Here is a 17,848-nt window from a genome sequence, read left to right on the forward strand (position 1 = left end):
CGGACGGCGCGCGGCGCCGGACGGCGGGGATCACCCGGCCCGGCGTCAGGCGACGGGCCGGGACCGGGTCAGATCTCCTCGGGAAGAGCGGTCGGGTCGAGCTGGCGCGGCTGGACCGTCACCCGGGGATGGTGCAGGTCGAAGGCCGGGCGCTCGGACCGGATGCGCGGCAGCGAGGTGAAGTTGTGCCGCGGCGGCGGGCAGGAGGTCGCCCACTCCAGGGAGTTGCCGAAGCCCCACGGGTCGTCCACGGTCACCTTCGGCGCGGTCTTGTGGGTCCTCCACACGTTGTAGAGGAACGGCAGCGTGGAGACCCCCAGGATGAAGGCGCCGACCGAGGAGACCAGATTCAGGCCGGTGAAGCCGTCGAGTGCGCTGTAGTCGGCGTAGCGGCGCGGCATGCCCTCGGCGCCGAGCCAGTGCTGGACCAGGAAGGTGGTGTGGAAGCCGATGAACAGCAACCAGAAGTGCCACTTGCCCAGGGTGTCGTTGAGCATCTTGCCGGTCATCTTCGGCCACCAGAAGTAGAAGCCCGCGAACATCGCGAACACCACGGTGCCGAAGACGACGTAGTGGAAGTGTGCCACGACGAAGTAGCTGTCGGTCACCTGGAAGTCCAGCGGCGGCGAGGCCAGGATGACGCCGGTCAGGCCGCCGAGCAGGAAGGTGACCAGGAAGCCGACGGCGAACAGCATCGGCGACTCGAAGGACAGGTGCCCGCGCCACATGGTGCCGACCCAGTTGAAGAACTTCACCCCGGTCGGGATCGCGATGAGAAAGGTCATGAACGAGAAGAACGGCAGCAGCACCCGTCCGGTGGCGAACATGTGGTGCGCCCACACGGTGACCGACAGCCCGGCGATGGCGATGGTCGCGCCGACGAGGCCGATGTAGCCGAAGACCGGCTTGCGGCTGAAGACCGGCAGGATCTCGGTCACGATGCCGAAGAACGGCAGCGCGATGATGTAGACCTCGGGGTGGCCGAAGAACCAGAACAGGTGCTGCCAGAGCAGCGGGCCCCCGGTCTGGGGGTCGTAGACGTGCGCGCCGAACCTGCGGTCGGCCTCCAGGACGAGCAGCGCGGCGGCGAGCACCGGGAACGCGACCAGTACGAGCACGCCGGTCAGCAGCACGTTCCAGACGAAGATCGGCATCCGGAACATGGTCATGCCGGGCGCGCGCATGCAGATGATCGTGGTCATGAAGTTGACCGAGCCGAGGATCGTGCCGAGCCCGGACATCACCAGGCCGACGATCCACAGGTCGCCGCCGGTGCTGGGGGAGAACGTCGAAAGGGACAGCGGGGCGTACCCCGTCCAGCCGAAGTTGGCGGCTCCCGCACTGGTGACGAAGCCGCCGAGCACGATGATCCCGCCGAACAGGAAGAGCCAGTAACTCACCATGTTCAGGCGCGGGAACGCCACGTCGGGCGCGCCGATCTGCAGCGGCATGATCACATTGGCGAACCCGGCGAACAGCGGCGTGGCGAACAGCAACAGCATCAGGGTGCCGTGGATGGTGAACAGCTGGTTGTACTGCTCCTGGGTGACGAACTGCAGCCCGGGATGGACCAGCTCCGCCCGGATGATCAGGGCCATGACCCCGGCGATCAGGAAGAAGATGAACGAGGTGATCAGATAGAGATATCCGATGACCTTGTGGTCGGTCGTGGTCAACCACGACACGATCCTCGATCCCCTGGGTCTCGGCACTAGCGCGGGCTGTTGCTGCACAGTGGTCACAGCCGGCTCCCTCCCGTTGGCAACAGCCGGGCATGGCGGGACTTCTCACGTCCGTCCACCCATCACCCCCTTGCCCGGCTTCCACAGAACGGACACTCTTCGCAGACAGCTACGGACGCCTATAGAACTTCTCTTTCCCAGAAATTTTCCCTTCGCCGTCCATTCCCCCTCTCACCCCACGCGGCTCACGGCTCTCACCCGGGGCGGTCCGCGCCCTCTGGGCGGGAGAAGCGGGAACCGCGTGTCCGCACGGCCCCGGCCGACTCCATACGACAGCCAGGGGAGCGCAGGCCGTAAAGTCCCTTTATGACCGCTATCGACGAACTTATTGCTGCACTTGCCCCCGAGAAGGTCCTGACGGACCCCGACGTGACCGACTCCTACGCGCGGGACCGGACCTTCCTCGAACCGGGCAAGCCACTGGCGGTCGTCCTGGCCGAGACCCGCGACGACGTCGTCGCCACTCTCAGATGGGCGACCCGACACCGGGTGCCGGTGGTGCCCCGGGGGGCCGGAACGGGGCTGGCGGGCGGCGCCACGGCCGTCGAGGGGAGTGTCGTCCTGGCGCTGCACAAGATGACGGCGATCAGGGAGCTCTCCCCCGCCGACGAGATCGCCGTGGTGGAGCCCGGCCTCATCACCGCGGACCTCGACCGGGCGGCACGTGAGTTCGGGCTCATGTACGCGCCCGACCCCTCCTCCTACGAGATCTCCACGATCGGCGGCAACCTGGCCACCAACGCGGGCGGCCTGCGGTGCGTCAAGTACGGCGTGACCCGCGACTCGGCGCTGGGACTGGAGGTCGTGCTGGCGGACGGACGGATCCTGAACACCGGCAGGCGCACGGTGAAGGGCGTGACGGGCTATGACCTGACCGGACTGTTCATCGGTTCCGAGGGAACGCTCGGCGTGATCACCGCGGCCACCGTACGGCTGCGCCGGGCGCCCGCGGTCTACCCGGCGACGATCGCGGCCGAGTTCACCTCCCTGAGGGACGCGGCCAGCGCGGTCGCGGCGATCATCGCGGCGGGGTGCCAGCCGTCACTGCTGGAGATGCTCGACCGGAACACGCTCAAGGCGATCGACGACTGGCGGAACATCGGGCTGGAGGAGTCCACCCAGGCGATGCTGATCGCGCAGTCCGACGCGGCGGACGGCCAGGCGGTCTCCGAACGCATGGCGGAGCTCTGCACCGCGAACGGTTCCCCCTTCGTGGCGGTCTCGTCGTCCCCGCAGGAGGCCGAGGAGCTGATCGGAGTGCGCCGGATGGCCTACCAGGCGAAGGAGCGGATCGGCAAATGCCTGGTGGAGGACGTGTGCGTGCCGCGCTCGGCGCTGCCGGACATGATCGAGAAGATCGAGGCCATCGCCGCGAAGCACGACGTGCTGATCGCCACGGTGGCCCACGCCGGTGACGGCAACCTGCACCCCGTCTTCATCTTCGACCATGGCCTGACCGAGCCGCCGCCCAGCGTCTGGGCGGCGGCCGACGAGGTCTTCCGGGAGGCCCTGGAACTGGGGGGCACGCTCACCGGTGAGCACGGCGTCGGGCTGCTGAAGCGGCGCTGGCTCTCGCTGGAGGCCGGACCCGCCACCGAGGAGATCCACCACGGGATCAAGCGGGTCTTCGACCCGCTCGGCATACTCAACCCCGGAAAGGCCATCTGAAGAACGATCTATCGGTATTCCCCAAATGAACGGGGCGAATCCCAATAGAACACCCGTATCACTCCACACACTGGTAGCGTTCCTCACCACATAACACGTTTTATACTCGGCCGGGGGGTCATCGTGGTGCAGCCGCTATCGGCGGAGGATCCTCAGCGGCTGGGTCCGTTCGAGCTGACCGGCCAGCTCGGGGAAGGCGGCCAGGGGGTCGTCTACCTGGGACGGGGGCCGGCGGGCGAGCAGGTCGCCGTCAAGCTTCTCCACCATGGGCTGGCGGCGGACCCCGACGCCCGGACACGGTTCCTGCGGGAGGTGTCGGTCGCCCAGCGGGTGGCCCGGTTCTGCACCGCCCCGGTGCTCCACGCCGACCTCGCCGGCAGCCAGCCCTACATCGTGAGCGAGTACGTGCCGGGACCGTCTCTGCGCCAGCTGGTCGACAGGGAGGGTCCGCGCCGCGGCGCCGCACTCGAGCGGCTCGCGGTGAGCACGGCCACCGCCCTGGCGGCGATCCACCGGGCGGGAATCCTGCACCGCGACTTCAAACCCGCCAACGTGCTGATGGGGCCCGAAGGCCCGGTGGTGATCGACTTCGGTATCGCCAGGGCGCTGGACTCGCCGGGGATGACCGCCACCGGGATGGCGATGGGGACCCCCTCCTACCTCGCTCCCGAGCAGCTCAGCGAGGGCGAGGTGTCGGCCGCGGCCGACGTGTTCGCCTGGGGCGTCACGATGGTCTTCGCCGCGACGGGGAAGCCCGCGTTCGGCGCGGACTCCATCGCCGTGGTGATGAACCGGATCCTGACCGCGGAGCCCAGCCTGGGCGGCCTGGAGGGGCAGCTCCGCGACCTGGTCGCCGCGTGCCTGTCCAAGGACCCCTCGCTCCGCCCCACCGCCGAAGAGCTCGTCAGCCACCTGATGGGCGCGACGCTCACCGTCCCGGCGCGGACCCCCGCGCCGCCCACCTCGCCGGCGCGGCAGGCTCCCGCGCCGCCCACCTCGTCGGCATGGCAGGCGCCCACCCCGCCGTCACAGTCCCCGGCGCAGCAGCCCCCAGCCCGGCAGTCCCCGCCCGCCACCCCGCCGCAGCGCGGCCCCAAGGCGCGGCGGCCGCTCGGGCTCCTGCTGGCCGGGGCGGCCGCGCTGTGCGTGGCCGCGGGGACGGTGGTGGTCATGCAGGGCGGCGAGAAGGCCGCGGCGGTGCGGCCTGCGACGGCGACCCCGGCTCCCCCCTCCCAGGAGGCCGAGGAGACGGATCCGGCCCTCACTCCCGACGACCCGCCCTCGGCGTGGGAGTCTCCCAAACCCCGCAGGAGCCCTTCGCCGACCGTCCAGGCCACGGAGAGACCTGTCTCCCAGCCGGCGCACCAGCCGACGCACCAGCCGACCAAGAAGGCGGCCGGCGACCCCTCGGACGGGGACACCCAGCCGGACAAGACCGCGCCGCAGACGCCGTCGGTGATCGAGCCGACGGACGGGGGCGAGCCGTCCCCTGCGCCGACGACGGCCAGACCCACAACGCAACCCACGACCAAGCCCACGACGCAACCCACGACCAAGCCGACCGCCACCACGAAGCCGACCGCCACCACCAAGCCGGTCTCACCGCCGAAGCCGAACCCCTACACCGTGACCGGTGCCTGCGGCGCGGGCTACAAGGTCGTCGACTCCAGGGCCCTCGGCACCTCCGCGACCATCTATCTGCTCTACAGCTCCGGCGCGGGCAAGAACTGCGTCGTCACCATGGCCAAGTACGTGGCCCCCGCGAAGGTCAAGATGAATGCCACGCTCCAGGTGCAGGGCGGCTCGTCCGGGAGCAACCCGGGCTCCTTCACCGCCTACGCGGGCCCCGTACGGCTCGCCGCCGTCAAGAAGTGCGTCATGTGGGGCGGCTCGTACGGCACGGCCAGCTGGAAGAGCGGCTGGAGCCACTGCGGCTGACGGGCCCCTGTGCCGCCCATCCTTCACTGCGCCCCGCCTGCCCTTTCCTCCGCCGGACATCCTTCCTCGCCTCCGGCGGACGCCCCCTCCGGCCCGCTACGCCTCTGGCAGGTGCGCAGGGAGTCGGCTACCTTGACTGACGTGATCGTCAAGTCAGGGGGCCCGGCCGGGCCGCCGTCGAGGGCGGCCGTGCCGCCCGGGGGAGAGTGCCGGTGAGCCTGCTGGAGACCTCCGGAGACGACTACCCGGCGCGGCGCGCGGCGATGCTGGCCAAGCTGACCGAACTGGACGCCGAACAGGCCAAGGCGGTGGCGGGGGGCGGTGAGAGATACCTCGAGCGGCACCGCGGGCGAGGCAAGCTGCCGGCCCGGGAGCGGATCGAGCTGCTGATCGACCCGGACTCCGCCTTCCTGGAGCTCTCCCCGCTCGCGGGCTGGGGCAGCGACTTCCCCGTCGGGGCGAGCGTGGTCACCGGGATCGGGGTGATCGAGGGCGTCGAATGCGTGATCAGCGCCAACGACCCGACCGTCCGGGGCGGCGCGTCCAACCCGTGGACCCTCCGCAAGACGCTCAGGGCCGCCGACATCGCCTTCCGGAACCGGATGCCCCTGGTCAACCTGGTGGAGTCCGGTGGGGCCGACCTGCCGGCCCAGAAGGAGATCTTCATTCCGGGCGGGCGGGTGTTCCGGGACCTGACCCGTCTGTCGGCCGCCGGGATCCCGACGATCGCCCTCGTGTTCGGCAACTCCACGGCCGGTGGGGCGTACGTTCCCGGGTTGAGCGACCACGTGGTCATGGTGAAGGAGCGCGCGAAGGTCTTCCTCGGCGGTCCGCCGCTGGTCAAGATGGCCACCGGCGAGGAGTCCGACGACGAGTCGCTGGGCGGGGCCGAGATGCACGCCCGCGTCAGCGGCCTGGCCGACTACCTGGCCGCCGACGAGCACGACGCGCTCCGGATCGGGCGGCAGATCGTCAGGGGACTGAACTGGCGCAAACTCGGCACACCACCGCGAGCCGTACGGGAACCGCGCTACGACGAGGACGAGCTGCTGGGGATCGTCCCCGAGGACCTGAGGATCCCCTTCGACCCGCGCGAGGTGATCGTACGGATCGTGGACGGCAGCGAGTTCGACGAGTTCAAGCCCCTGTACGGCGGGAGCCTGGTCACGGGATGGGCGCGGCTGCACGGCTACCCGATCGGCATCCTGGCCAATGCCCGGGGCGTGCTGTTCAGCCAGGAGGCTCAGAAGGCCGCACAGTTCATCCAGCTCGCCGGCCAGACGCGCACGCCGCTGGTCTTCCTGCAGAACACGACCGGCTACATGGTCGGCAGGGACTACGAGCAGGGCGGCATCATCAAGCACGGCGCGATGATGATCAACGCGGTGTCCAACTCGACCGTCCCGCACCTCACGATCGTCATGGGCGCCTCCTACGGCGCGGGCAACTACGGCATGTGCGGCCGCGCCTATGATCCCCGGTTCCTGTTCGCCTGGCCCAGCGCGAAGTCCGCCGTCATGGGCCCCGCGCAGCTCGCCGGGGTGCTGTCCATCGTGGGCCGGGCCGCGGCCCACGCCCGGGGACAGATCTACGACGAGGAGGGCGACATCGAGATGCGCCGGCTCGTCGAGACGCAGATCGAGGCCGAGTCGCTGCCGTTCTTCCTGTCCGGGCGGCTCTACGACGACGGCGTCATCGATCCTCGCGACACCCGGACCGTCCTGGGCCTGTGCCTGTCGGCCGTCGGCAACGCCCCCGTCCCGGAGCCCGCAGGCTTCGGTGTCTTCCGGATGTGACCGTGCCGACCACCGCGCCGGCGACCGGACCCGCGACCGAACCGACCACCGCACCGGTGACCGGGCCCGTGACCGGCTCTCCCGCCCCCCGTCCGCTCCCCTCGTCGCACCGGGTCCGCTCATGATCAGTCGCCTGCTCGTCGCCAACCGTGGTGAGATCGCCCGCCGCGTCTTCCGCACCTGCCGTGACCTCGGTGTCGAGACCGTCGCGGTCTTCTCCGACGCGGACGCCCGTGCGCCTCACGTCGCCGAAGCCGACCACGCCGTACGGCTCTCCGGCGTCAGACCCGCCGACACCTACCTGTCCGCCGGGACGATCGTCGACGCGGCCCTGCGGGCCGGGGCCGACGCGGTCCATCCGGGCTATGGTTTCCTGTCGGAGAACGCCGCGTTCGCGCGGGCCGTGCTCGACGCCGGCCTGACCTGGGTCGGCCCGCCACCCGCCGCCATCGCCGCGATGGGCTCCAAGATCGAGGCGAAGGCCCTGATGTCCGGTGCCGGGGTGCCGGTGCTCCCGGGTTTCACCGCCGGGCCCGGCTCCTCGATGGACGACCTCGAACGGGACCTGGGCATCGTGTCCACCCGGATGAGCGGGCCGGCGTCCGGCCGGCGGATCCCCCTGCTGGTGAAGGCGTCGGCCGGGGGCGGCGGGCGCGGGATGCGGGTCGTGGAGCCGGCGGACGACCTGCCCGCCGCGGTGGAGTCGGCGCGGCGGGAGGCCGCGGCGGCGTTCGGGGACGGGACGGTCTTCGTCGAGCCCCTGCTGGAGAACGCCCGGCACATCGAGGTCCAGATCCTGGCCGACGCACACGGGACGGTATGGACGCTGGGCGAGCGGGAGTGCTCCATCCAGCGCAGGCACCAGAAGCTGGTCGAGGAGGCCCCCTCCCCCGCGCTCTCCCCGGAGCTGCGGGCACGGCTGTGCGGCGCGGCGGTCGCGGCGGCGGAGGCCATCGGGTACGTCGGGGCGGGGACCGTCGAGTTCCTCGTGCGGGACGAGACGGTCGCGTTCCTGGAGATGAACACCCGGCTCCAGGTAGAACACCCGGTCACCGAATGCGTCTACGGCGTCGACCTGGTCGAACTCCAGCTCAGGATCGCCGAGGGCGCGCGCCTGCCGGCGTCTCCGCCGTCCCCCTCCGGCCACGCCGTCGAGGTGCGCCTCTACGCCGAAGATCCCGCACGCGGCTGGCTCCCGCAGAGCGGCGCCCTGCACCGCTTCGACGTCCCCGGTGTGACCTGCCGCTTCTCCCCCGGGCCCGGCGACAGCGCCTACGGCCTGCGGCTCGACTCCGGTGTCGAGGACGGCTGCGAGATCGGTGTCCACTACGACCCCCTGCTCGCCAAGGTCATCGCCTACGGGCCCGACCGCGCCGACGCCGTACGGAGGCTCGCCGCCGCCCTGTCGAAGGCGCGGATCCACGGCCTCGTCACCAACCGGGACCTCCTTGTCGGAGTCATGCGCCACGAGGCGTTCCTCGCGGGGGACACCCACACGGGATTCCTCACCCAGCACGGGGAAGACCTCGCTCTCCGTCCGCCGGACACGGCCGCGGAGCCGCGCGCCGTACGCGCGTCCGCCGCCGAGTCGCATGCCCTGCGCCTGTCCGCCCTGGCAGCCGCCCTCGCCCAGGCCGCGGCCAACCGGGCGGCGGCGACCGTGCAGGCCACTTTGCCCGGCGGATGGCGCAACGTGGTGTCACAGCCGCAGCGGGTGGCCTTCGCCGAGGCGGAGGTCGCCTACCGGATCACCAGGGACGGCCTGCGTGCCGAAGGTCTCCCCGACACGGTCCTGGTCGGCGCCGCACCCGCCCTGGTCGTGCTGGAGACCTCCGGCGTGCGGCACCGGTTCGACGTGGCCCGCTACGACGGCGTGACCCATGTCGACTCTCCCCTCGGTCCCGTACGGCTCACGCCGCTGCCCCGGCTGCCCGGACCGGTCGAGCACGTGGCCCCGGGATCCCTGCCGGCGCCGATGCCCGGTACCGTGCTCCGCGTCGATGTGAGACCCGGCGAGCCCGTCGCCGCGGGCCAGGTCGTCGTGGTGCTGGAGGCCATGAAGATGGAGCACCGGATCACCTCCCCCTCGGACGGGACGGTGTCGGCGCTGAACGTCGCGCCGGGCCGGCAGGTCGAGGCGGGAGCCGTACTGGCCGTGATAGAGGAGAGACAGTGAACACCCATGGAGACCGGTCGGCGGAACGCCTGGTGCGCGGGGAGGTGGCCGGGGGGGTCGCGACCATCACGCTGGACTCCCCGCGCAACCGCAACGCGCTGTCCGTGCGGCTGCTGGGCGAGCTGGCGGACCGGCTCGCCTGGGCGCTCGCCGAGGAGAGCGTGCGAGTGATCGTGCTCACCGGGACCGGGCCGGTGTTCTGCGCCGGCGCGGACCTCAAGGAGCAGCGGACCGGACCGGGAGACGCCCCCGCGGCGCCGGTGACCGCCTCGTTCCCAGAGATCATGAACCTGATCTGGGAGAGCCCCAAACCGGTCGTCTGCCGGCTGAACGGTACCGCGCGTGCCGGCGGGCTGGGCCTGGTGGCGGCCTGCGACTTCGCGCTCGCGCCGGACACGGCGTCGTTCGCGTTCACCGAGGTACGGCTCGGCGTGGTCCCGGCGATGATCTCGGTGACCGTGCTGCGGCGGCTCGACCCCCGGGCCGCGTCGGAGTACATGCTCACCGGTGAGGTCTTCGACGCCGCTCGCGCGCAGGAGATCGGCCTGCTCACCCGGGCCGTCCCGGAGGAGGACCTGGACGCCGCGGTGGCCCACTACACCGACATGCTGCTGCGGGGAGGCCCCGAGTCGCTGGCGCTCACCAAGCAGCTCGTGCGGACGGTGCCCACGCTGCCGGTTCAGGAGGGCCTGCACCGGATGGCCGAGCTGTCCTCCCAGCGTTTCACCTCCGCCGAGGGCCAGGAGGGCATCGCCTCCTTCATGGAGAAACGCCCCGCGTCCTGGATCCCCCGGTCCTGAGACGTGTCCCCCGGCCCCGCTCCTGGATCCCCGGCATGAGGAGGTCCGATGCTGCGCATCGCCAACTGCTCCGGCTTCTACGGCGACCGGCTCTCGGCCGCCCGGGAGATGGTCGAGGGGGGCCCGATCGACGTGCTCACCGGCGACTGGCTCGCCGAGCTGACCATGCTGATCCTGGCCGGCAATCGGCTGAAGGGCCGCCCCGGCTACGCGCCGACCTTCCTGGCGCAGCTGGAGCAGGTGCTGGGGACCTGCGTGGAGCGAGGCATCAAGATCGTCTCCAACGCGGGCGGGCTGGATCCGGCCGGGTGCGCCGCGGCGGTGGCCGGACTGGCCGGGCGGCTCGGGCTGCGGGTGAAGGTCGCGCACGTCACCGGTGACGACCTGTCCGGCCGCGACCTGGGCGACGCGCCGAACCTGGACACCGGCGAGAGGCTGCCCTCGGCTCCGCTGACCGCGAACGCCTACCTGGGAGGCCGGCCGATCGCCGCCGCCCTGTCCGCCGGGGCGGACGTGGTGGTGACCGGCCGCGTCACCGACGCCGCGCTGGTCACCGGCCCGGGGATCTGGCGGTACGGCTGGCGGCCCGGCGACCACGACGCGCTGGCCGGTTCGGTGGTGGCCGGGCACGTCATCGAGTGCGGCTGCCAGGCGACCGGCGGGAACTACGCGTTCTTCGGCGAGGTGCCCGACCTGGCGCACTGCGGGTTCCCGCTGGTGGAGCTGGCCTCCGACGGGTCCAGCGTGGTCACCAAGCATCCCGGGACCGGGGGACTGGTCTCGGTGGGCACGGTCACGGCGCAGCTGCTGTACGAGATCGCCTCTCCGCGTTATCCGGGCCCCGACGTGGTGGCGCGTTTCGACACGATCGAGCTGGAGCAGCAGGGCCCGGACCGGGTCCGGATCTCCGGAGTGCGCGGCGAGGCCCCGCCGGACACCCTCAAGGTCGCGATCAACTACGTGGGCGGCTACCGCAACACCATGACCATGGTCCTGACCGGCCTGGAGATCGAGGCCAAGGCCCGGATCGCGCAGGAGGCCATCTGGTCGCGCGTCCCCCGGGAGTCCTTCGAACAGGTCCATGTCGAGCTCACCCCGCTCGCCGACGCCGTCCCTCCTCCCCGGACCGTCCCCCTCTCGGGCACCGCCCTGCTCCGCATCACCGTGATGGACCCCGACCGGAAGAGGGCCGGCCGCGCCTTCTCCTCCGCCGTGGTCGAGACGGGCCTGGCCAGCTACCCCGGCTTCTACGGCCTCGCCCCTCCCGGCGACGCCTCCCCCTACGGTGTTTACTGGCCTACCCTCGTCCCGGCGGGGACCGTCCGGCCCCGGGTCTGGCTCGACGGCCAGGAGCTCGACGGCCAGGAGCTCGACGACCGGCGGTTCACCGCCCCGGAACACGACGGCCGGGGGTCCGGGGAACACGGGAGCGGCGGCCCGGCGGCCGGAGATCAGGGATGTGACGGCCGCGAGGGGCTCCCGGCTCCGCGGGTGGCCCCCGTCGCCCCACCGGTCCCTCCGGCCCCGCTGGAGGGACCGGAGACGGGGCAGGACGGCGACGGGCCGGCCGTACGGACCGCGCTGGGCGCGATCGTGGGCGCCCGCTCCGGGGACAAGGGCGGGAACGCCAACCTCGGCGTCTGGGTCCGCACGGCCGAGCAGTTCGCGTGGCTGTCGGGTCACCTGACGGTCGAACGCCTCAAGGAACTCCTCCCGGCCACGGCCGGTCTGGAGGTCGACCGCTACGATCTCCCCAACCTCCATGCCCTCAACTTCGTCGTCCACGGTCTCCTCGGCAGGGGCGTGGCCGCCGGCCCCCGCCTCGACGCCCAGGCCAAGGCCCTCGGCGAGGAACTCCGCGCCGGGCACGCGGACATCCCCCGAGCCCTCCTGTGACTCTCCGTACGGCTGCGCGCCGACCCGGACGGGAGGAGCACCGCCTCACACGGGCGGGCGGCTGTGAACGGGCCTGCCCTCCCACACCCCGAGGGTCGATGCCGGACACCTACCGGATGGGCGAAATATGGGTAATTTAGCGATTGGCAGCTTCCCGTGATCTTCTGAACTCTAAGATTGCTCGCAATTGCATCATGAGGCTGGCTCGGGGAAGGAATCAGTCATGCGTTTGCGGTTTCTTGGCTCTACCTCGGAGGCGGGCGCCTGCCCCTCTCTCTATGAGACCGACCGCGGCACCATCGTCGTCCAGGGACTCCACGTCACCGACGCCGACGCCCTGGCCGACCTCCGCCACGTCCTGGACGGTGAGACCGCCATCGAGGTCCCCAGAGAGCTTCTCGTGGATATCGCCCGCCAGGTGCTTCTGTAAATATTGATCACGATTGGAGAGACCCCTCTGGCATGATCGGCGTGCCCGGGTCTAGCCTCGTGCGCACCATACGGAAGTCTGCGTGAGCACGCGGAGTGAGCGGATCGGCGGGCACCACGCCCCCCTGCTCTCCAGGGGCGGCGAAGGAGATCGGGTGAGCGGGTTCCAGCAGGTCCGGACCGACCTTGGCGCGCAGCTAAGGCAGCTACGCGAGGCGGCCCATCTGTCCGGCAAGGATCTGGCCGAACGCCTGAAATGGCAGGCCTCCAAGGTCTCCCGGATCGAGAACGCCCGCCAGACCCCCACCGAGGACGACATCACCCGGTGGGGGCAGGCCGTACAGGCCACCCCTGAGACCGTCGAGGAGCTGATCGAGCAGGTCTCCGGGCTGATGGAGCGCCAGGACTCCTGGCGGCAACGGCACCGCAGCGGGCTGGCCGCGCTCCAGGAGGACATCCGCGACCTGGAGATGCGGACCACGCTGTTCCAGGTTTTCGAGCCGGGCGTGGTCATCGGGCTGCTGCAGACCACCGAGTACGCCAGGAGCATCTTCACCCGGATCAAACGCCTCTACAACGCGCCCGACGAGATCGACGCCGCCATCCAGGTGCGCATGCAGCGCCAGCAGATCCTCTACGACCAGAGCAAGAAGTTCCGGTTCATCCTGCCCGAGGCCGTGCTGCGCTACCGCCTGGCCCCGCTGGACGTGATGTGCGGTCAGCTCGACCGGCTGCTCGCCGTGACCGCCCTGCCGAACGTGGAGTTCGGTGTGGTCCCCTTCGAGGCCCCTCTCCCCTCCGCCCTGCTCAACGGCTTCTGGATCTATGACCGCGACCAGGTCGCGGTGCCGACGAGGACCCGCGACCTGGTCCTGCGCGACCCGGAGGACATCGCCTTCTACGAGCGGGCCTTCGAGGAGTTCTGCGAGATCGCGGCCTTCCGCGAGGAGGCGAGAGCGGTGATCGTCCGGGTACTGAGCGACTTCGCGCGACAATCCTCGAATTAATCCTCGCAATTGCTTGATTAACCTCCCAAGATCGTGCAATTCTCTGTCGAGACGGAGGTGACGCACGATGCTGGACACGCTGTCTTGCCTGGAGAGGTTCGCCACTGCGACGCGGCGGCACGCCGACCTTTCCGTACAGAAGATGTCATTCGGGGACCCCGCGTACGTGTGCGTGCGCAACCGTTTCAGCAACACGCTGATGGAGACCGTGACCTGCTCGCAGGACGGCGGCTTCATCACCTCGTGGGGCTACCGGCTGGGCAGCACCGACAACATCGAGGACGCCGCCGCGCGCCTGGCGTTCCTGCTCGCCGCGCTGCCCGCCTGAACCACCCGCAGCCGGTCCGGATCGCTCCGGACCCCCACGGCATCGCTCCCCGGCCGCCGGCCGCCAGGGGCTCAGGCGGGAAAGACGCCGGGATCGAGGCCGACCTCGCGGGCGGCGGCGACCCGGGCGTGGTGCAGGAGCCGGGCACGGGACATGTTGCCGGCATGCAGGGTGTAGCGGACCACCAGGCCGTCGAGCATGCCGTCGATCCGCTCGGCCGCCCCCTGGGGATCGTCGCAGACGAACGCTCCCGAGGCCACCCCGTCGGCGATCACCTGGCCGAGGATCTCGATCCAGGCGCCTTCCAGCTCCAGCAGGATGGCCCGGACATGCGCCTCGCGCACCCCGACGGCCCAGGCGTCGAGCCAGAGGATCCAGCTCTGGTCGGACCGGGACGCCGGAATGTAGAAACGCAGGACGCGGTCCAGCCGCTCGACGGGGGTGCCCTGCTCCGCGACGATCTCCTTCAGCCGCCGGACCTCCGACTCACTCGTGCTGCGGAGCATCGCGGTGATGAGATCGTCCTTGGTGGCGAAGTGGTAGTGGATCAGCCCACCGCTCACGTTGGTCGCCTTGGCGATGTCGGCCACGCGGGTGCTGGCCAGCCCCCGCTCGAGCACGACCCGCCTGGTGGCTTCGAGCAGCTCGGCGCGACGCTGATCGGCCTGGTCTGCGCGGCTGCCGCGCGCCCCTCCGCTTTGCACGGCGCAAGACTACAGCCGTCAGACCGCGCCGGTGCGGCCTGCCGGCCCTCCACTGCGGCCGACCCGCCGCCCGGTCTCCGGCCGCGGGTCGCGCCTCGGCGCGCGCGGCCGGGAACGGTGTCCCGGCCGCGCGCAGCCGGTCAGCCGCACCGGTACAGGGACGCGTCCCCCTCGGCGCCGCCGTACTCGGCGGGGGTGACGGCCGTGCAGCTGGCCTGCACCCACGCGTTCACCTCGGAGTCGCCGCCGCCTCCGGGGCCGCCCCGCTCACCGCCCGGCATCACATACCTCAGCTGCCCCGCGGAGACGAGCTGCTTGAGCCGGTCGACGGTCATGGCCGGGTCACTGCCGGTGAAGCCGCCCATGGCGATCACGGGCAGGCCGGTGGACAGGATGACCGACGAAGCGCTCTGCGCGCTGCCCACCGCCACCAGCCATGTCGCGCTCCCCCGGTTCTTCCGCAGATACTCGATCGCCTTCTGGTCCACGGCCCCACCGGGGCCGCCCCGCATCCCACCCGGCCTGCCCATACCACCGAAGCCCCGGCTCCCCGAGGGGCCCGCGGTGGGATTGGTGCCGTTGACGGGCGAGCCGAGCGGGGTCAGGGCGTAGGCCGCGGGACCGGCGAGGCCCGCGACCAGCCCGGCGACCAGGGCGACCACGGCGGTCCGCCGCCGTAGCCGCCGGCCGAGCCGGGCCAGGACCAGCCCGGCCACCCCGGCCACCGTCGCCGCGGCCACCGCCCAGGCCAGCCAGGGCACGAAGTCCGGAGTACGGCGGAGCACCACGAAAGCCCACGCCCCGGTGATCGCGATGCCCGCCGGCAGCGCCCACGACCATGCATGGGACTCCCGGTAGGCCTGCCACATCAGCACCCCGCCGAGACCGGTCAGAGCGGCGACGGCCGGCGCCATGGCGGTGGTGTAGTACGGGTGGAAGGTGCCGCCCGCGAAGCTGAAGACCACGTAGTGGACCGCCAGCCAGCCACCCCACAGCAGCAGGGCCGCGCGGGTGCCGCGCGAAGAGCCGCGACCGGACAGGACCAGCCCGGCGACCAGGGCGATCACGGCGAAGGGCAGGAGCCAGGAGATCTGCCCGGCCAGGATGTCGTTGAACAGACGCCCCGCCCCGGACGTGCCGCCGAACCCGCCGCCCCCTCCGGGAAAGCCGCGTTGCGCGCCTTCCGGGAGTCCCTCGGGAAGACCGCCCGGCATCCCGCCGGCCCCCCGCGTGCCGCCGAAGATCCGGCCGAGGCCGTTGTAGCCGATCACCAGGTCCCAGACGGAGTTGTCGGTGCTGCCGCCGATGTAGGGACGGCTGGACGCGGGCCACAGGTCCACGACCACCATCCACCAGGCGCTGGAGACCACCAGCGCGGCGCCCGCCGCGAGCAGGCGGCCGAGGCGGCGGAGCACCGTTCCGGGGGCCATGGCCAGGTAGACGGAGGCGAAGGCCGGAAGCACCAGGTAGGCCTGGAGCATCTTGGTGGTGAAGGCCAGCCCGACGAGGACGGCCGACAGGACGAGTGTGCGCGTCCGGCCGGTGCGGACCGCCTCCAGGCAGAACCAGGCGGCCAGGACCAGGAGCAGGACGAGGACGGTGTCGGGGTTGTTGTCCCGGTTGATCGCGACGGTGATCGGGGTCAGCGTCATCACCAGCGCCGCGAGGAGCCCCGCGGCATGGCCGGGCGTGCCGGGCAGTGCCCGCCGTACGGCCGAGTGGACCACGGCGACGGCGGCGACACCAGCGAGGACCTGGGGCAGGAGCATGCTCCACGTCCCGAACCCGAAGATCCTCGCCGAGAGCCCCATCACCCACAGCGCGAACGGGGGTTTGTCCACGGTGATGAACGATCCGGCGTCCAGCGCGCCGAAGAAGAACGCCTTCCAGCTCCGGGTGCCGGACAGGATGGCGGCCGCGTAGTACTCGTTGGCCAGGCCGCTGAGCGCCCAGCCGTAGAGCACGGCGGCCAGCGCGAGCACGCCCCACAGGGCGGGGCGCGCCCAGCGCGGGTCACCGGGGGCGCCGAAGACCGCTCTCCGTACGGCGCGACCGGGACCCGGCGCACCGGCGCCCTCACCGGAGGGGACCGCGTGACGGGGAGCCGCGACGGAGCCGGACCACGGCGCGGAGACGGGCTCGGCGGAGACGAGCGGGCCGGGGTTCTGCGAGGTCAACGGGCGTTCTCCTTCGTGCGGCGGGGGTTGAAGACCCACGCGCGGAGCAGCAGGAAGCGGGCCAGGGCGGCAAGGGCGTTGGCGACGATGACCGCCACGAGCTCGGTGGCGGTGGAGGCCCCGGGTACGAGGCGGTCGAGCAGGGCCAGACCGCCGGTGCTCAGCAGGAGACCGAGGAGGAAGGCCAGCCCGCCTTCCAGCTGGTGGCGGAGGGCTCCCGCGCGGCCGGTGACGCCGAAGGTGAATCGGCGGTTGGCGGCGGTGTTGGCGACCGCGGTGACGGACAGGGCCAGGGCGTTGGCGACCACGGCGGGCACGACCAGCCGCAGGGTGACGAACAGGGCCAGGTGCGCCACCGTGCTGATCACACCGATGACGGCGAAGCTGGGCAGCTGGCGGGCCATGCCGCTGGGCAGCCTGGCCGCCCGGACGCGCGGCGGCACCGGGATCCGGGCCGCGCCCGACAGGGTTTTCCGCGCCACCCTGGCCAGGCCGCGCAGGTCGTCGGCGGCGGTCCGCACGATGTCGACGCGGCTGTCCGGATCGTCCACCCAGTCGACCGGCACCTCGTGGATACGCAGCCCGTGCCGTTCCGCCAGCAGGAGCAGCTCGGTGTCGAAGAACCACTCCTGGTCCTCGACCGCGGGCAGCAGCGCCTGGGCGATCTCGGTGCGCGCCGCCTTGAACCCGCACTGCGCGTCGGAGAATCCGGCGCCCATCACCGAGCGCAGCAGCAGGTTGTAGGAGCGGGAGATGAGCTCCCGCTTCGGCCCGCGCACCACGTTCGCCCTCCGGGACAGCCGGGTGCCGATCGCCAGGTCGCTGTGGCCGGACAGCAGCGGGGCCACCAGCGGCAGGAAGGCGTCCAGGTCGGTCGACAGGTCGACGTCCATGTAGCTGACCACGTCCGCGTCGCTGTCCGACCACACCTGCCGCAGTGCCCGGCCGCGTCCCTTCTCCCCCAGGTGTACGGCACGCACGCCCGGAAGCTCCGCGGCCAGCTCCCTGGCGATCTGCCAGGTGCCGTCGGTGCTGGCGTTGTCGGCGATCGTGATGCGGAAGCCGTAGGGGAAGGTGTGGGTCAGGTATCCGTGCAGCCGCCTGATGCTCGCCGGCAGGGCGCGCTGCTCGTTGTACACCGGGACGACCACCTCGACCAGGCGCGTGGTGAGTGCTGTCTGCATGCC

General features: G+C 71.4%; 13 protein-coding genes. 9 read left to right on the plus strand and 4 right to left on the minus strand.

Going from position 1 to position 17,848, the window contains the following annotated elements; genetic code table 11:
* Positions 1 to 68: 68 nt before the first annotated feature.
* The gene (ctaD, locus tag FHR32_RS33955; RefSeq protein ID WP_184758573.1) at positions 69 to 1,742 is read right to left on the minus strand and encodes an aa3-type cytochrome oxidase subunit I; all 1,674 of its coding nucleotides are present in this window, start codon (positions 1,740 to 1,742) and stop codon (positions 69 to 71) included.
* A gap of 306 nt (positions 1,743 to 2,048) precedes the next feature.
* On the opposite strand from ctaD, the gene FHR32_RS33960 reads away from it, so the two are divergent.
* From FHR32_RS33960 to FHR32_RS34000, 9 genes are all read left to right on the plus strand, one after another.
* Positions 2,049 to 3,410, plus strand: coding sequence for an FAD-binding oxidoreductase (locus FHR32_RS33960; RefSeq protein ID WP_184758574.1), 1,362 nt, complete (start codon positions 2,049 to 2,051; stop codon positions 3,408 to 3,410).
* Between the two features lie 123 nt (positions 3,411 to 3,533).
* Entirely contained in the window at positions 3,534 to 5,348 is a 1,815-nt protein-coding gene (locus FHR32_RS33965; protein WP_221466507.1) for a serine/threonine protein kinase, read from the plus strand.
* A 263-nt stretch (positions 5,349 to 5,611) separates the two neighbouring features.
* A complete protein-coding gene (locus FHR32_RS33970) occupies positions 5,612 to 7,144 on the plus strand; it encodes an acyl-CoA carboxylase subunit beta (protein ID WP_246468207.1) in 1,533 nt (510 codons plus the stop codon).
* Positions 7,145 to 7,265: 121 nt separating this feature from the next.
* Positions 7,266 to 9,320, plus strand: coding sequence for an acetyl/propionyl/methylcrotonyl-CoA carboxylase subunit alpha (locus FHR32_RS33975; protein ID WP_184758576.1), 2,055 nt, complete (start codon positions 7,266 to 7,268; stop codon positions 9,318 to 9,320).
* On the plus strand, positions 9,317 to 10,120 hold the full coding sequence (locus FHR32_RS33980; protein WP_184758577.1) for an enoyl-CoA hydratase-related protein: 804 nt from the start codon (positions 9,317 to 9,319) through the stop codon (positions 10,118 to 10,120). The genes FHR32_RS33975 and FHR32_RS33980 overlap by 4 nt, the downstream gene beginning before the upstream one ends.
* Before the next feature lie 48 nt (positions 10,121 to 10,168).
* The gene (locus FHR32_RS33985) at positions 10,169 to 12,016 is read left to right on the plus strand and encodes an acyclic terpene utilization AtuA family protein (protein WP_184758578.1); all 1,848 of its coding nucleotides are present in this window, start codon (positions 10,169 to 10,171) and stop codon (positions 12,014 to 12,016) included.
* A gap of 223 nt (positions 12,017 to 12,239) precedes the next feature.
* Complete coding sequence (locus FHR32_RS33990; protein WP_184758579.1) at positions 12,240 to 12,446, plus strand: hypothetical protein; 207 nt, start codon at positions 12,240 to 12,242, stop codon at positions 12,444 to 12,446.
* 82 nt (positions 12,447 to 12,528) lie between these two features.
* Positions 12,529 to 13,452 (plus strand): helix-turn-helix domain-containing protein, encoded by a 924-nt coding sequence (locus FHR32_RS33995; protein WP_312882822.1) that lies wholly within the window; start codon positions 12,529 to 12,531, stop codon positions 13,450 to 13,452.
* A gap of 67 nt (positions 13,453 to 13,519) precedes the next feature.
* Positions 13,520 to 13,780 (plus strand): hypothetical protein, encoded by a 261-nt coding sequence (locus FHR32_RS34000; RefSeq protein WP_184758580.1) that lies wholly within the window; start codon positions 13,520 to 13,522, stop codon positions 13,778 to 13,780.
* Between the two features lie 71 nt (positions 13,781 to 13,851).
* Here FHR32_RS34000 and FHR32_RS34005 read toward each other — a convergent pair whose 3' ends face one another.
* From FHR32_RS34005 to FHR32_RS34015, 3 genes are all read right to left on the minus strand, one after another.
* Positions 13,852 to 14,484: a TetR/AcrR family transcriptional regulator gene (locus FHR32_RS34005; protein ID WP_184758581.1), complete on the minus strand. Its 633-nt coding sequence runs from the start codon at positions 14,482 to 14,484 to the stop codon at positions 13,852 to 13,854.
* Positions 14,485 to 14,624: 140 nt separating this feature from the next.
* Positions 14,625 to 16,661 (minus strand): mannosyltransferase YkcB-related protein, encoded by a 2,037-nt coding sequence (locus FHR32_RS34010; RefSeq protein ID WP_221466508.1) that lies wholly within the window; start codon positions 16,659 to 16,661, stop codon positions 14,625 to 14,627.
* Positions 16,658 to 17,845 carry a bifunctional glycosyltransferase family 2/GtrA family protein gene (locus tag FHR32_RS34015; RefSeq protein WP_221466509.1) on the minus strand — a complete coding sequence of 396 codons (1,188 nt, stop codon included), beginning with the start codon at positions 17,843 to 17,845 and terminating at the stop codon, positions 16,658 to 16,660. Before FHR32_RS34015 ends, FHR32_RS34010 begins: the two co-directional genes overlap by 4 nt.
* Between the last annotated feature and the right edge of the window lie 3 nt (positions 17,846 to 17,848).

The sequence above is a fragment of the Streptosporangium album genome (assembly GCF_014203795.1).
In the GTDB taxonomy this organism is placed as follows: Bacteria; Actinomycetota; Actinomycetes; order Streptosporangiales; family Streptosporangiaceae; genus Streptosporangium; species Streptosporangium album.